Source organism: Nocardiopsis endophytica, assembly GCF_027706725.1.
In the GTDB taxonomy this organism is placed as follows: Bacteria; Actinomycetota; Actinomycetes; order Streptosporangiales; family Streptosporangiaceae; genus Nocardiopsis_A; species Nocardiopsis_A endophytica.
Map to the genome: position 1 here is coordinate 11,868 of NZ_JAQFWQ010000013.1, position 14,974 is coordinate 26,841.

The following is a 14,974-nucleotide window of genomic DNA, read 5'->3' on the forward strand; positions in this document are numbered from 1 at the left end:
AAGGGCGCAGGTCACAGAACGGTTGTCATCCGGCAACGGGTGGCGGAATCCGGTGTCCCGGGCGGATGCGGGGGTAGTGAGGGCAGTTGCCCTCATTCCTCCCCCTGAAGCAAAGGAGCACCAGGGTCTTGGAGACCTTCAACGACCTACTGGTCACCTCAACGGACGCGTTCTGGCAGTTCCTGCTCATCCCGGTGCTGGCCGTCCTGAGCCTGTACTTCACCGTGCGGCTCGCCGGGGTGCAGATCCGCATGGTCCCCGACATGGTGCGCCAGCTGCGCGGCACGCCCGAGACCGCGCCCGACGGCAAGAAGGCCATCTCGCCGTTCCAGGCGTTCTCGATCTCGGCCGCGGCGCGCGTGGGCACCGGCAACATCGTCGGCGTCGCCGGGGCGATCGCCGTCGGCGGGCCCGGCGCCGTGTTCTGGATGTGGATCATGGCGCTGCTCGTGGGCGCCGCGAGCTTCGTGGAGTCGACCCTCGCGCAGCTGTACAAGGTGCGCGACGCGACAGGGTTCCGCGGCGGCCCCGCCTACTACATGCAGCACGGGCTGGGCGCCCGCTGGCTGGGCGTGGTCTTCGCCGTGCTCATCACGGTGACCTTCGGCTTCGTCTTCAACGCGGTGCAGTCCAACACCATCTCCGGTGCCGTGGCGAACTCGGTCGAGGCGGCCGGAGCGTCCGTCCCCGGCTGGCTGGCCCCGGCCGTCGGGCTGGTGCTGGTCGCGGTCACCGCGCTCGTCGTCTTCGGCGGCGTGCGCCGCATCGCGCACGTCACCCAGGCGCTCGTGCCGTTCATGGCGCTGCTCTACATCCTGATGGCGCTGGTCGTCGTGGTGCTCAACGCCGACCAGATCGGCCCGGTGTTCGCGCTGATCTTCGAGAGCGCCTTCGGCCTGCGCGAGGTGGCCGGGGCCGCCCTGGGCACCGTCATCGTGCAGGGTGTGCGGCGGGGCATGTTCTCCAACGAGGCCGGGCTGGGCTCGGCGCCCAACGCCGGGGCCACCGCCTCGGTGAGCCATCCGGTCAAGCAGGGCCTGGTGCAGACCCTCGGCGTCTACTTCGACACCCTCGTCATCTGCAGCATGACCGCCTTCCTGATCCTGGTCTCCAACCCGGTCTACGGGGAGGAGCGCGGGCCGTCCATGACGCAGGACGCCCTGCAGGCTGGCCTGGGCGACTGGTCGGTGCACGCGCTGACCTTCGTCCTGCTGCTGCTGTGCTTCAGCTCCGTGCTGGGCAACTACTACTACGGCGAGGCCAACGTCCGCTTCCTCAGCGGCAACAAGGGCGTGATGGGCGGCTTCCAGGTCGTCTTCCTGATCGCCACCTTCCTGGGCTCCATCGGCCAGGTGGCGCTGGTGTGGAGCCTGGCCGACACCACGATGGGCCTGATGGCGATGGTCAACCTGGTGGCCATCGCGCCGCTGGGCGGGGTGGCCGTGCACCTGCTGCGCGACTACCGCGACCAGGCCCGCACGGGTGCGGACCCGGTGTTCACCCGGGACCGGCTCCCGGGGGTCGCCGGGGTCCAGTGCTGGGAGGGCGAGGTCGGCGACAAGGCGCACGCCGCCGACTGATCCGGTCGGGCCGGCCGGTCCGAGCCGCCACGGGGCGCCCCGCATGTGCGGGGCGCCTCGCTTCCGTTCCGGGGACGCGCGTCCCGAAGTGAATCAGGCAAAGCGCGGATAGAGCGATGAACCACCGCAATGCGGACGACGGGATGATGCCGGAACCGTCCCGACTCGCTAGTGTTCTACATCACATCTGTGTGCCTGTTCCCAGGGGGACTGGATGACCATCGTCTCGATCGAGCCCGCCACCCCGGACCGCTGGAACGACCTGGAGCGGATGTTCGGCCCCACAGGCGCCTACGGGCACTGCTGGTGCGCCTACTTCCGGCGCCGGGCCAAGGACTACTCCGAGAGCGTCTCCTGCCCGCCCCCCGAACGCGGCCGGACCAACAAGGAGGCCCTGCGCCGGATCACCCTCGAAGGCAGGATCCCCGGCCTGATCGCCTACGAGGGCGGGGAGCCGTGCGGTTGGGTCGCCGTCTCGCCCCGCGAGGAGTTCGTCCGCCTCACCCGCTCGCGCGCGCTGCGCCCCGTCGACCCCGACGAGACCGGGGTGTGGTCGGTGGTGTGCTTCTGGCTCCCCCCGCGCGGCCGCCGCAAGGGGCTGGGCACCCGCCTGCTCGACGCCGCGATCGAGTACGCGCGCGCCGAGGGCGGACGCGTCCTGGAGGCCTACCCCGTGGACACGGCGGGGGGCCGCGCGCCCAGCGCGGAGGTCTACACCGGGACCGTCCGCATGTTCCGCAAGGCGGGCTTCACCTGCGGGGCCCACCCGGTGAGCGGGCGCCCCGTCGCCCGGCTGGACCTCAAGGAGGCCTGAGGGCCCTCAGGCCTCGGCGAGGCCGCGGATCCCCTCGACGGTGGCCCGCATACCCCCCTCCAGCATCCGCAGGCGCTTGCCCACGAGCCGCGGCCCCTTCTCCGGGTCGCTCTCGTAGGTGTCGTCGACCGGGCTGCGGTCGGGGCCGACGCGCATCGACAGGCGCAGCACGGTCCCGCCGTCCTCCGCGCGCAGGTCGAAGCGCCAGGCGGCGACGCGGCGCCCGTCGGGGAGCAGGACGTCCCAGGCGAACGTGCGCGGCTCGTCGACCTCCACCACTTCGCTCGTGGTGGTCCACTCGCCCATGTACCCGTTCCGGTTGCGGCCGGCGAAGCGCGCCCCGACGCGGGGGCCGTCGGCGCCGTCGAGCCACCCGGTCTCCAGCAGCTCGCCGCTGAAGCGCGGCGGTACGGAGATGTCCGAGGCCAGGGTCCACACGCGCGCGGGCGCGGCCCCGATGCGCGTCTCCACCTCAACGGTGCGGTCCTCAATGGAGTACATGCAGGGAATGTAGCCGGACCCCGGACGCGGGGGGAGTGGGCCCCTCGCCGCCTCTTGCATACCCTAGGGGGGTATGGTACCTGTAGAGTGGTACACGGCAGACGAGAGGAACGCGGCATGAGCGGAACCGATCAGGCGCGTCCGCAGGCGCCCCAGGCGCCCACCGGACGGGTGGAGCTGGCCATCACCGGCATGACCTGCGCCTCCTGCGCGAACCGCATCGAACGCAAGCTGAACAAGATGGACGGCGTCACCGCCACCGTCAACTACGCGACGGAGAAGGCCCAGGTCGACTTCGCCGACGGGGTCGCCCCCGAGGACCTGGTCGCCCAGGTCGAGAAGGCCGGCTACGGCGCCGCCCTGCCCGCGCCGCCCTCCCGCGCCGCCGGGGACGCCGACGAGGAGCGGCCGGAGAGCGACCCGGTCAAGCCCCTGCGCGACCGCACCGTCATCAGCCTCGTGCTGTCCGTCCCGGTCATCGCCATGGCGATGGTCCCGGCCCTGCAGTTCACCTACTGGCAGTGGCTCTCGCTGACGCTTGCGGCCCCCGTCCTGGTCTGGGGCGCGCTGCCGTTCCACACGGCCGCCTGGAAGAACCTCAAGCAGGGCACCGCCACCATGGACACCCTGGTGTCCATGGGGACGCTCGCGGCCTTCCTCTGGTCGCTGTACGCCCTGTTCTTCGGCACCGCCGGCATGCCCGGCATGGTCCACCCCTTCGAGCTGACCGTGGCCCGCGGCGACGGCGCGAGCAACATCTACCTGGAGGTCGCCGCGGGCGTCACCTCCTTCATCCTGCTGGGCCGCTACTTCGAGGCCCGCTCCAAGCGCCGCGCGGGCGCCGCGCTCAAGGCGCTGCTGGAGATGGGCGCCAAGGACGTGGCGGTGCTGCGCGGCGGCACCGAGGTGCGCGTCCCCGTCGAGGAGCTGGCCGTGGGCGACGTGTTCGTCGTCCGCCCCGGCGAGAAGATCGCCACCGACGGCGTCGTCGAGGAGGGCACCTCCGCGGTCGACATGAGCATGCTCACCGGCGAGTCGGTGCCGGTCGAGGTCGCCCCCGGGGCGCAGGTGGCCGGGGCCACCGTCAACTCCGGCGGCCGGATCACCGTGCGCGCCACCCGGGTCGGCTCCGACACCCAGCTCGCGCAGATGGCCCGCATGGTCGAGGAGGCGCAGAACGGCAAGGCGCAGATCCAGCGCCTGGCCGACCGGGTCTCCGGGGTGTTCGTGCCCATCGTCATCCTGCTGGCCGCCGGAACCCTGGCGTTCTGGCTGATCACCGGTGCCGGGGCCGCCGCGGCCTTCACCGCCGCCGTCGCGGTGCTCATCATCGCCTGCCCCTGCGCCCTGGGCCTGGCCACCCCGACCGCGCTCATGGTCGGCACCGGCCGCGGCGCCCAGATGGGCATCCTGATCAAGGGCCCGGAGGTGCTGGAGTCCACCCGCCGCATCGACACCGTCGTGCTGGACAAGACCGGCACCGTCACCACCGGCACCATGGTCCTGTCCGAGGTGCACACGGCCGAGGGGCAGGACGAGCGAGAGCTGCTGCGCCTGGCCGGGGCGCTGGAGGACGCCTCCGAGCACCCCATCGCCCGGGCGATCGCCAAGGGCGCCGCCCAGCGGGCCGGGGAGCTGCCCGCCGCCGAGGACTTCGCCAACCAGGAGGGCCTGGGCGTCCAGGGCGTCGTCGAGGGCCACCTGGTCCTGGTCGGCCGCACCGCGCTGCTGGAGGAGTGGTCCCAGCGGCTGCCCGAAGGGCTGCGCCGGGCCAAGGAGGAGGCCGAGTCCAAGGGCCGCACCGCCGTCGCGGTCGGCTGGGACGGCGCCGCCCGCGGCGTGCTGGTCGTCTCCGACACCGTCAAGCCCACCAGCGCCGAGGCGGTGCGCCGCTTCCGGGAGCTGGGGCTGAGCCCGGTGCTGCTCACCGGCGACAACACCGCGGTGGCCGAGGCCGTGGCCGCCGAGGTCGGCATCGACCGGGTGATCGCCGAGGTGCTGCCCCAGGACAAGGTCGCCAAGGTGCGCGGGCTCCAGGCGGAGGGCCGCGCGGTGGCCATGGTCGGCGACGGCGTCAACGACGCGGCCGCCCTGGCCCAGGCCGACCTGGGCCTGGCCATGGGGACCGGAACCGACGTGGCCATCGAGGCCGGGGACCTGACGCTGGTCCGCGGCGACCTGCGGGCCGCCGCCGACGCCATCCGGCTCTCCCGCCGCACGCTGCGCACCATCAAGGGCAACCTGTTCTGGGCCTTCGCCTACAACACCGCCGCCCTGCCGCTGGCCGCCGCCGGGCTGCTGAACCCGATGATCGCCGGTGCGGCGATGGCCTTCTCCAGCGTCTTCGTGGTCGGCAACAGCCTGCGGCTGCGCCGCTTCCGGGCGGCCGACCCCTCCTGATTGCGGTCGGTCCGGAAAACCGAATCCCCAGCACAGCGCGCCCCCGCGGTCACGGACCGTGGGGGCGCCCCTGTCGCCGTGGGCCCCGGACCGCTACCGTTACCCGGCGTACCCCCCGGATCCGGGGCATTCCCGAACGTCCCGGCGAGCGACGAGAACGGAATCGGCATTGGCGACCGGCCACCCCCCTCTGGAGCTGTACGACCCCGGCTTCCACGCCGACCACCACGCCGCCTACGCGCGGATGCGAAAGGAGCACGGGCCCGTCGTCCCCGTGATGCTGGAGCCCGGCGTGGAGGGGCGGCTGGTGGTCGACTACGCCCTGATCACCGCCTGGTGCCGGGACGAGCGCACCTTCAGCCGGGACGCGCGGCGGTGGAAGGACTGGCGCGAGGGGCGCATCCCCGACGACTCCTCCCTGCTGGGGATGATGGGGCACCGCCCCAACGCCCTGTTCTCCGACGGCGAGGAGCACCGCCGGGTGCGCCGCGCCATGGTCGACTCCCTCAGCCCCTTCGAGCCCGGGCGGGTCGGCGCCGAGGCGCGGTCCGTCGCCGAGCGGCTCGTCGACGGCTTCTGCGCGCGCGGCGAGGCCGAGCTCATGGAGGAGTTCGCGCGCCCGCTGCCGCTGCTGGTCATGAACGGCATGTTCGGCATGGACCACGAGTCCGGCCGCCGCTTCTTCACCGCCCTGCGCGACATGTGGGACGGCGTGGACGCCGAGCGCGCCAACGCCGAACTGGAGCGGGTGCTCTCGGCCCACATCGACCGCAAGCGCGCCCACCCCGGCGACGACATCACCAGCACGCTCATGCGGCACCGGGCCGGGCTCTCCGACGAGGAGGTCCTGCAGCACCTGGTGCTCATGGTCGGGGCCGGGCACGAGCCCAGCGCCGCCCTGCTGTCCAACTCGGTCCGGGTGCTGCTCACCGACCGCGCGCTCGGCGACGACCTGGCCGGGGCGCGCACCGGCATCGACGAGGCGATCGAGCGGGTCATGTGGAGCGCGCCGCCGGTCACCAACTACCCGGTGATGTACCCGGTGCGGGACGTGGAGGTGCCCGGCGGGTCCGTGGTGCCCGAGGGCACGCCGGTGCTGCTGGGCTTCGCCGCGGCCAACCGCTTCCTCGCCGAGGAGTACGCCGACCGGATGGACGACGCGCCCAACCGGGCCCACCTGGCCTGGGGCGTGGGCGCGCACCGCTGCCCGGCCAAGGACATCGCGACCGCCATCGCCGTCGCCGGGATCGAGGTGCTGATCCGGCGCCTGCCCGGGCTGCGGCTGGGGGTCGCCCCCGAGGAGCTCTCCTGGCGCATCTCGCCGTTCGCCCACGCCCTCACGCGGCTGCCGGTCGCGTTCACCCCCCAGACCCCGGAAGAGGAAGGAACGCCGTGGACCCCGTCCGACTCGGTACCGGAGACCTCCACCCCCAGGCGGCAGAGCTCCGAGAAGCCGGCGCAGTCGTCCCTGTCGAGCTTCCTGGTGAGGTTGCTGCGTGGTCGGTGACCCGCTATGAGACCGTGCGCGAGGTGGTCACCCACCCCGACGTCAAGAAGAACCCGGTGCACTGGCGGGCCTGGCGGGAGGGGCGCATCCGCCCCGACTGGCAGCTCATCTCGTGGGTCGCCGCCGAGAACATGCTGGCCCGCGACGACGACGACCACACCCGGCTGCGCAAGCTGGTCTCCAAGGCGTTCACCCCGCGGCGGGTGGAGGGGATGCGCGCCCGCATCGAGGAGCTGGTGCACGGCCTGCTGGACCGGATGGCCGCCGGCGGGCCGGTCGCCGATGTCAAGGCCGACTACGCCTATCCGCTGCCGATGACGGTGATCAGCGACCTGTTCGGGGTGGACGACGACGGCTCCCGGGACGAGCTGCACCGGCGCATCGGGATGATGTTCGACCAGACCATCACCCCCGAGCAGGCGCTGGAGAACCACGAGGGCACCCAGCGCTTCCTCGCCGAGCTGATCGAGCGCAAGCGGGCGGCCCCCGCCGACGACATGACCAGCGCGCTCATCACCGCGCGGGACGAGGACAACGACCGGCTCAGCGAGTCGGAGCTGGTCTGGACGCTGATCCTGATCATCGGCGCCGGGTTCGAGACCACCATGAACCTGCTGACCAACGCGGTGCAGGCGCTGCTGACCCACCCCGACCAGCTTGGCCTGCTGGTGCGCGGCGAGCGCCCCTGGAGCGACGCGGTCGAGGAGACGCTGCGCTGGAACACCTCGATCCAGAACGTGCCGCTGCGGTTCGCCGCCAAGGACCTGGTGGTCGACGGCACCACCATCCCCGCGGGCGACGCGCTGCTGGTCTCCTACGGCTCGGCCGGGCGCGACCCCCGGGTGCACGGGGACACCGCCGACCGCTTCGACATCACGCGCGAGGACAAGTCGCACGTGTCCTTCTCGCACGGGCCGCACTACTGCCTGGGCGCCAACCTGGCCCGGATGGAGCTGAACACCGCGCTGCCCGCGGTCTTCGAGCGCTTCCCGGACATGGAACTGCTGGACACCGAGCCCGAGCAGGTGCCCTCCATCGTCTCCAACGGCGTGGTCTCCCTGCGGGTGCGCCTGGGGGAGGAGCGCAAGGGCTGAACCCGGACCGGTGAGGGCGTGTCCGATTCCGGACACGCCCTCAGATTCGGTGCGTCGGCGGGCATTTAGACTCGCCTAGGTGACGGCGCGGCCGCGGCGGCCGGGCTGCCCGAGGACCCGAGGAAGCCCCACCCATGAGTACAGAGCAGACCGCGCCCGGCCACCTGCTGGCCGGGCGCTACCGGCTCACCGAGCTGATCGGTGCGGGCGGCATGGGCCGCGTCTGGCGCGGCACCGACGAGCTGCTGGACCGCCCCGTCGCGGTCAAGGAGCTGACCATCCCGCCGCACCTGCCCGACGCCGAGGTCGAGGTGCTGCGCACCCGGATGCTGCGGGAGGCGCGCAGCGCCGCGCGGCTGGGCCACCCCTCCATCATCACCGTCTTCGACGTGGTGGACAGCGACGAGCGGCCGTGGATCGTGATGGAGCTGGTGCGCGGGCGCTCGCTGGGCACGGTCATCAAGGAGGACGGCGTCCTGGACCCCGGGCGGGCGGCCGCCATCGGGGTGCAGACGGCCACCGCGCTGTCAATCGCGCACGACCGGGGCATCGTGCACCGCGACATCAAGCCCGGCAACGTGCTGATCGCGCCGGGGGACCGGGCGGTGCTCACCGACTTCGGCATCGCCCGGCTGGAGGGCACCTCCGGGCTCACCCGCACCGGGCTGCTCGTGGGCTCGCCCGGCTACCTCTCGCCCGAGCAGGCCCAGGGCGGCCCGGCCACCCCGGCCTCCGACATCTGGTCCCTGGGGGTGACCCTCTACCAGGCGGTGGAGGGGCGGGTGCCGTTCGCCCGGGAGGCGGCGGTGGGGACCCTGACCGCCATCGTCACCGAGGAGGTGCCGCCGCCGCGGAACGCGGGCGTGCTGGCCCCGGTGCTGGCGGCCCTGCTGGAGAAGGACCCGGAGCGGCGCCCGGACATCGGCGAGGTGCACCGGCTGCTGACCGAGGCGGCGGACAAGGCGAAGACGAAGGGGAGGAAGGCGCGGTCCGCGGCCCCCGCCGCCCCCGCGGCCACCACCCCTGCCGCCCCGCCCCCGTACCTGCCGCCCGGCGCCGGGGACGGGGCCTCCGGCGGGGACGGGCGCGGCCGCAGGCTGCTCGTCCTGGGCGGTGCCGCGTCCGTGCTGGTGGCCGCCGCCGTCGGCCTGGCCTTCTGGCTGGGCAACGGCGCCCTGGACGGGGCCGACCCGGCCTCGCGGACGCCCCCGCAGGCGGCCGCGACCCCCTCGGACGACGCGTCCGACGGCGGTTCCGAGCCCTCCGCGTCCCCGTCGCCCTCCGCGTCCCCCTCGCCCGAGGCCGAGATGGCCGCCTACGAGGACGAGACCGGATTCTCCGTGGACCTGCCCGAGGGGTGGGAGTTCCGCGAGCGGCAGGGCAGCAGCGTCTTCTTCGACATCCCCGGCGGCGGCTACCTCCAGATCGACCAGACCGACAGCCCCGGCGACGACGCCAAGGCGGACTGGGAGCAGCAGGAGGGGGCCATCTCCAGCAACTTCTCCGGGTACGAGAAGCAGAGCATCGAGGCGCTGGACGAGCCCTTCGTCGACCGCTACATCAGCGCGGCCGACTGGGAGTTCACCTTCGACGGGCGGCACGCGGTGAACCGGGCCTTCCACACCGAGGAGAAGGGGTACGCGCTGTTCCTCGTCTCCCCGCCGGACACCTGGGAGGAGAACCGGGAGCTGCTGGACGCGATCACCGCGTCCTTCGAACCCGCCGCCTAGCACCGGGGCCGGCCCCACCGGCCCCGGATCCCCGTTGATCTCGGGAAAATGGCCCCTACAGCCGCCGATTTGGGGGCCATTTCCCCGAGATCAACGAGAGAGGGGTGGGGAACACCGGACAGGAGCCAGTGCTTCGGGCATGGGGAGGCATCCCCACCGTCCGTTGCTTGTGGTCCTCGCTGGTTGGCGGGCCCACCCGCCCCCCGCTTCGCGGTGTCGGGGTGTGCGGGCCCGTTCCTGTCGTCTCAGCCCAGGAGGCCGATGGCGTAGGCGGTCAGGAGCATGCCCAGGACCGTGCACGCGTGGCGGGTGCCCTCCCAGCGGCGGGCGGACTCGGTCAGGGCGCGGGGGCGCCGGAGGCGCCCTCTCGGGAAGAGTCTCTTCCGCTTCTTGGCCATGGGGGACGGGCCAGCGGGTGCGTTCGTCGGGGCGAGGGGCCTGCGGTGTCTGGTCTCGGGCGGGGCCGCGTTCTGCTCCTGAGGGGCGAGTTCGGTGTGCAGGCGGGCCAGCCAGGGCGGGAGTGCCCGGTCCTGGCCCTGGTCGTGAGCCGGGAGGCGCAGGTTGGCCGCTGGGCGGGGCCCAGCGGGCCGGGGGAGTTCGGCGTAGGGGCGGGCGCGGTTGAACCGTCGCCCCTTGGGGGCGTCCAGGACGGAGCGGATGCGCGGGTTGGGCTGGGTGGTGGGCCCGGTGGCCGCGGGGGCGGGGGCCTGGTCGGTGTTCATGGCACCGGTGGTTCCTTGCGTTCGGTGTGAGCGGACGTGGGGAAGCGCGGGCGGCGTGGTCGTGGCCGCCCTCCGGTGGTGAGGTGGGGTGGGGGTGCTGCGGCCGCCCTCTGTGGACCGGGGCCGTGGGGTGCGGTGCCGCCCCCTCGTTTCGCGGCACCGGGCCCCAGGAGGCCGTCCGGACCGGGTTCCCCTCCCGGGGCGGCCGCAGCGGTCTTGGGGGCTTCTTCGTTTCAGGCGGTGAAGATGAAGGGCTCCAGGCCCCGGGGGACCTGGTCGGGGTCGACGGGCAGGTCCGCCCACACGCACAGCCCCAGGTTCAGGCTCGGGTGCGGCAGGACGGGGAAGTAGCCCCACCGGCGGGCGAGGGAATCGATGAGCAGAAGGCCGCGCTGGCCTTCGGCCTCGGCCCAGTCGCGTGCGGTCCGGTCGACCGGCACAGCGGGCCGGGTGGCGGTCCACCCGGAGTCGGTGACCTGCAGGCGCAGGATGTCGGGCCGGTGCAGGCACAGGCGGCGGACCACCTCCCCGCCCTCGTGCCCGGAGGCGGTGTAGGCCACGGCGTTGGCGAAGAGTTCGGAGCAGCACAGCTCGACGCTGTCGACGGCGTCGTCGGGGAACCCCTTCAGGTCGGTGCGCACGTGGGTGCGCACCCGCGAAGCCTGGGCGAGGGTGCCGGGGTAGATGCGCGGTTCCCACCGCACCGACCGGAAGCTGGGCGGGCGCGGCGTGCGGGACGAGGCGGACATGGGGCCTCCAGGAGTGATCGACCACGGGGTCGTGCGGTCACCGTTTGTGATCGGGTCTACACTGAAGCACAATGCGTGCATGCATTGCAACACGCTTTGAAGATTTGCTTTGCAAGCACGCATTGCATACTTGACTTGTAGGGAACCCCTGGAGAGAGGCAGTCTTGGGCCATGGCCGCAGACGAGAACCCGACCATTGCGCAATGGCAGCTCGCTCGCGCATTGACGGACCTGCGCGGACGCATCGCACAGCGGCGGCTTGCGAAGGACCTCGATGTCGATGCGAGCACGCTCGTCCGTTGGGAGAAGGGGGAGACCGTTCCCCGAGAGCGCCAGCTGCGCAAGGTTCTGACCTACTTCGAGGTTCCCGAAGCCGAGGCCGAACGCCTGGTCGCCCTTCGCGCCGAGGCCGCCGTCCCTGTCTGGTGGCAGGAGACCGACGTCGCCAGGGCGTATGGCCAGTACATCGACCTGGAGAACTCGGCATCGCAGATTTCGACATACCAGGACCGCCTGGTGCCGGGGCTGCTTCAGACGGCCGACTATGCGCGTGCCATCCTCGCTGCGGGGCATCCGCGAGCGACCGAGGAGGAGCTTGACGGCCTACAGCAAGTGCGGATGAGGCGCCAGGACAACTGGGAGGCCGGCGAGTCACTGCTGTGGGCGATCATCGATCAGGCGGCCTTGGAGAAGCACATCGGTGGTCCCGCCGTGATGCACGCACAGGTCCAGCACCTGATCTCCATGACAAAGCACCCACGGATCGACCTGCAGGTACTCCCCAATTCGGCGGGAGCCCACGCTGCACTACAGACAGGATCATTCGTGCTACTGGAGCTTGAGAAGCCGTCGATGCAGGTCATCTACATCGAGGCGCACACCAGGAACCTTCTGCTGGACGACCACAAGGAGGTCACTGCGCATCGTCGGCTCCTCGATCACCTGCGTGCGGCGGGGGCCAACACGCCCCAGACGCGCGACCTTCTGAACGACCTGATGAAGCGGTACGAAGGGAGATCCTCATGAGCCAGGGGTACTGGAGAGAGTGGTTCACCTCGAGTTACAGCGGCTCGCACGGTGAATGCGTCGAGGTCGCCTACATGGCCTCTGGTTCTCGTTTCCGCACGTCCAGCTACACCTCTCCTGACGCCAACAACTGCGTCGAGGTCGCTGACGCCCCGGGCGCGAGCGCCGTGCGTGACACCAAGCACCGTGACCTCGGCGCACTGCTCTTCGGCTCCCCCGAGTGGCGCGCCTTCGTCGACGCCGCCAAGCGGGACGCCTTCTAACCCCCGTGCCTCCCCCTCACTCCGTCTCCGTCGCTGATGCGGTCAGCCGCGAGGACGGCCGCCGCCGATGATCTCGGGGGAGTCGGGCTTAAGACGGGCCTCTTTAGCCCGACTTCCCCGAGATCAATACGGGTTCGGGCCGGTGGATCGGCTAGCGCACCAGGTGGGCGGCGTTCCCGTTCTCGCCGGGGGCCAGCTCCGGGCGCAGGACCAGGTCGTCGTCGTAGTCGCCGCCGTTCTGGGAGCGGAAGGGGATCGGGTCGGTCCGCCAGGCCGCCAGGACGCGCTCGGCCAAGTGCTTGCCCGCGCGCTCGGCGTCCTCGGCCGTGGAGCGGTCGGCACTGTGCACGACCACCGGCGGCAGCACGTCCATGCCCGTGTACCAGAAGGTGCCGTGGTTCAGCGGGAAGAGGATGTCCTCGATGGCCCCGTTGACGCCGCGCGGCCCGATCGAGGTCTCCCGGGCGCCGACGGTGGTCACCGCGAGCGCGCGCCTGCCCGACAGCGGGCCCTCGCCGTAGCGCAGGGCGCGCCCCGTGCCGGGGTCGTACACCCCGTACCCGAACCCCAGGGTGAGGACGCGGTCGAACCATCCCTTGAGGATCGCCGGGACGCCGTACCACCACAGGGGGAACTGGACGATGACCGTGTCGGCCCACAGCAGCTTCTCCTGCTCGGCGACGATGTCCGGCGCGAGGGTGCCGGACTCCTTGGCGTCCCTGGAGGCCGCGGCCACCCGTAGGCGTTCGGCGGGGTCGTGGCCGAAGTCGCTGGGGCCCACGACGGGGTTCCACTCCATCGCGTACAGGTCGGACTCGCGGACCGCATGCCCCTCCTCGGCGAGCGCGCGCAGTGCGGTGTCGCGCAGGGCCCCGTTGAGGGAGCGGGCGTCGGGGTGGGCGAAGACCCAGAGGACGTTCATCTCGGTGCTCTCCTGGCCGTGTCTCGAAGCCGTGTCTCGGGAACACACCGATCCTCCGGCCCCGGGGCGCACCCCGGCGAGTGGCCCGTCGGCCGACATGCGCAAGAATCGGGCCATGCACCGTGTGGCCCTGCTCGTCCGTGACGGCGCGCTTCCCATGGAGACCGGGATCGTGCACCGCGTCTTCGGTGAGGCGCGCTCCGCCGACGGCACTCCGCTGTACTCCGTCACCACCTGCGCCGTGCGCCCCGGCGTGGTCCGCACCGACGCCGACTTCACCTTCAACGTCGACCACGGTCCCGAGGTCCTGGCCGAGGCCGACACCGTCGTGGTGCCCGCCTCCGACGTGGACTACGAACCGCGCGGTGGGCCGCTGGAGGGGGAGCTGGCCGAGGCGTTCGCGCGCATCCCGCCGGGGGCGCGGTACGCCTCGATCTGCACCGGCTCCTTCGTGCTCGCCGCCGCCGGCCTGCTGGACGGGCGGCGGGCCACCACGCACTGGGCTTCGGCGGGGCTGATGAGGCGGCTCTACCCGGCCGTGCGCGTGGACCCGGACGTGCTCTACACCGACGAGGGCGACGTGCTCACCGCGGCGGGCGTGGCCGCGGGGATCGACCTGTGCCTGCACATGGTCCGCCGCGACCACGGGGCGGCGGTCGCGGCCGAGGTCGCCCGCCGCACGGTCGTCCCCCCGCACCGCGACGGCGGCCAGGCGCAGTACATCGAGCGGCCGGTGCCGCGCCCCGCCCGGGGCGGGGCGACGGCGGCGGCGCGGGCCTGGGCCGAGGCCGACCTGTCCCGGCCCATACGGCTGGCCGAGATGGCCGAGCGGGCGTCGATGAGCGTGCGCACCTTCACCCGGCGCTTCCGCGCGGAGACCGGCGAGTCGCCCGCGCGCTGGCTGCACCGGCAGCGCCTGGCCTACGCGCGCGAGCTGCTGGAGCAGAGCGACCTGCCGGTGGACCGGGTGGCCGAGAAGGCGGGGCTGGGCACGGCGGCCTCGCTGCGGGCGCACATGAACGCCGACGCCGGGGTGCCGCCCACCGAGTACCGCCGGACCTTCCGGGGGCCTACTCCGCCCCGGTGAGGCGGCGCAGGGCCGCCATCAGGGCGTCGGTGTCGGGCAGGGCGTCCGGGTCGATCAGGGCCTGGAGGATGACGCCGGAGAACAGCGCGTAGGCGGCGCTGCCCAGCGCGCGGCCCTGGGGGGTGTCCTCGGAGCCGGGGTCGAGCAGCCGCGCGAACTCCCGGTGGGCCTCCTTGTAGGCCGCGGCGAGCGCCGAGCGCAGGTCGTCGGAGAACTGCGCCTCGGCGTAGGCCTGGACGGTCGCGAGCAGCAGGTCCCGGTCCTCGGGCAGGCTCGCGCGCAGCCGGTTCAGCAGCGCGGCCAGCCGCGTCTGGGGGTCGGGCGCCCGCACCGCCTCCAGCGCCTCGGCGACGGTGTCGCCCCACTCGCTGGCCGCCGAGATGACCGCGGCGTGCATCAGCGCGTCCTTCGAGCCGTAGTGGTAGCCGATGGAGGCCAGGTGCGCGCCGGAGGCGGCGGCGATGTCGCGCGCCGTGGTGTGCGCGTATCCCTTCTCCACCAGGCATTTCTTGGCGCCTTCGAGCAGGTCGTCGCGGTGGTTCATGGCGGGCATCCTACCGCGCTCCTTTGACGTACGTA

At 72.5% G+C, this 14,974-nt stretch carries 14 protein-coding genes and 1 pseudogene; 10 read left to right on the forward strand and 5 right to left on the reverse strand.

The window, feature by feature from the left end:
• Positions 1–128: 128 nt before the first annotated feature.
• Together O4J56_RS06645 and O4J56_RS06650 are read left to right on the forward strand one after the other, a co-directional pair.
• Complete coding sequence (locus tag O4J56_RS06645) at positions 129–1,580, forward strand: alanine/glycine:cation symporter family protein (protein WP_270684379.1); 1,452 nt, start codon at positions 129–131, stop codon at positions 1,578–1,580.
• 214 nt (positions 1,581–1,794) lie between these two features.
• Positions 1,795–2,394, forward strand: coding sequence for a GNAT family N-acetyltransferase (locus tag O4J56_RS06650; protein WP_270684380.1), 600 nt, complete (start codon positions 1,795–1,797; stop codon positions 2,392–2,394).
• A gap of 6 nt (positions 2,395–2,400) precedes the next feature.
• On the opposite strand, the gene O4J56_RS06655 is transcribed toward O4J56_RS06650, so the two are convergent.
• Positions 2,401–2,895 (reverse strand): SRPBCC family protein, encoded by a 495-nt coding sequence (locus O4J56_RS06655; RefSeq protein ID WP_270684382.1) that lies wholly within the window; start codon positions 2,893–2,895, stop codon positions 2,401–2,403.
• Positions 2,896–3,012: 117 nt separating this feature from the next.
• On the opposite strand from O4J56_RS06655, the gene O4J56_RS06660 reads away from it, so the two are divergent.
• The 4 genes from O4J56_RS06660 (at position 3,013) to O4J56_RS06675 (ending at position 9,626) form a co-directional block, all read left to right on the forward strand.
• Positions 3,013–5,295: a heavy metal translocating P-type ATPase gene (locus O4J56_RS06660; RefSeq protein WP_270684383.1), complete on the forward strand. Its 2,283-nt coding sequence runs from the start codon at positions 3,013–3,015 to the stop codon at positions 5,293–5,295.
• Between the two features lie 169 nt (positions 5,296–5,464).
• Positions 5,465–6,802, forward strand: a complete 1,338-nt coding sequence (locus O4J56_RS06665; protein ID WP_270684384.1) for a cytochrome P450 family protein — start codon at positions 5,465–5,467, stop codon at positions 6,800–6,802.
• Positions 6,799–7,896 carry a cytochrome P450 family protein gene (locus O4J56_RS06670; RefSeq protein ID WP_270684386.1) on the forward strand — a complete coding sequence of 366 codons (1,098 nt, stop codon included), beginning with the start codon at positions 6,799–6,801 and terminating at the stop codon, positions 7,894–7,896. The genes O4J56_RS06665 and O4J56_RS06670 overlap by 4 nt, the downstream gene beginning before the upstream one ends.
• A 134-nt stretch (positions 7,897–8,030) precedes the next feature.
• Positions 8,031–9,626 (forward strand): serine/threonine-protein kinase, encoded by a 1,596-nt coding sequence (locus tag O4J56_RS06675; RefSeq protein WP_270684388.1) that lies wholly within the window; start codon positions 8,031–8,033, stop codon positions 9,624–9,626.
• A 245-nt stretch (positions 9,627–9,871) separates the two neighbouring features.
• Here O4J56_RS06675 and O4J56_RS06680 read toward each other — a convergent pair whose 3' ends face one another.
• Both O4J56_RS06680 and O4J56_RS06685 read right to left on the reverse strand, forming a co-directional pair.
• Positions 9,872–10,348, reverse strand: a complete 477-nt coding sequence (locus O4J56_RS06680; RefSeq protein WP_270684389.1) for a hypothetical protein — start codon at positions 10,346–10,348, stop codon at positions 9,872–9,874.
• 233 nt (positions 10,349–10,581) lie between these two features.
• Entirely contained in the window at positions 10,582–11,097 is a 516-nt protein-coding gene (locus O4J56_RS06685) for an ATP-binding protein (RefSeq protein ID WP_270684390.1), read from the reverse strand.
• Between the two features lie 171 nt (positions 11,098–11,268).
• Here O4J56_RS06685 and O4J56_RS06690 point away from each other — a divergent pair, with 171 nt between their 5' ends.
• From O4J56_RS06690 to O4J56_RS06695, 3 genes and pseudogenes are all read left to right on the forward strand, one after another.
• Entirely contained in the window at positions 11,269–12,123 is an 855-nt protein-coding gene (locus tag O4J56_RS06690) for a helix-turn-helix domain-containing protein (protein ID WP_270684392.1), read from the forward strand.
• A pseudogene (locus tag O4J56_RS32100) lies at positions 12,120–12,197 on the forward strand (DUF397 domain-containing protein); the annotation flags it as partial. The gene O4J56_RS06690 and the pseudogene O4J56_RS32100, both read left to right, overlap by 4 nt.
• Positions 12,198–12,386, forward strand: coding sequence for a DUF397 domain-containing protein (locus tag O4J56_RS06695; RefSeq protein WP_408639091.1), 189 nt, complete (start codon positions 12,198–12,200; stop codon positions 12,384–12,386).
• Positions 12,387–12,537: 151 nt separating this feature from the next.
• Here the strand turns inward: O4J56_RS06695 and O4J56_RS06700 are convergent, their stop codons facing one another.
• Positions 12,538–13,308 (reverse strand): NAD(P)H-dependent oxidoreductase, encoded by a 771-nt coding sequence (locus O4J56_RS06700; RefSeq protein ID WP_270684395.1) that lies wholly within the window; start codon positions 13,306–13,308, stop codon positions 12,538–12,540.
• 115 nt (positions 13,309–13,423) lie between these two features.
• On the opposite strand from O4J56_RS06700, the gene O4J56_RS06705 reads away from it, so the two are divergent.
• Positions 13,424–14,395 (forward strand): GlxA family transcriptional regulator, encoded by a 972-nt coding sequence (locus O4J56_RS06705; RefSeq protein WP_270684396.1) that lies wholly within the window; start codon positions 13,424–13,426, stop codon positions 14,393–14,395.
• On the opposite strand, the gene O4J56_RS06710 is transcribed toward O4J56_RS06705, so the two are convergent.
• Positions 14,379–14,939, reverse strand: a complete 561-nt coding sequence (locus O4J56_RS06710; RefSeq protein ID WP_270684398.1) for a TetR/AcrR family transcriptional regulator — start codon at positions 14,937–14,939, stop codon at positions 14,379–14,381. The genes O4J56_RS06705 and O4J56_RS06710 overlap by 17 nt on opposite strands.
• Positions 14,940–14,974: the final 35 nt, after the last annotated feature.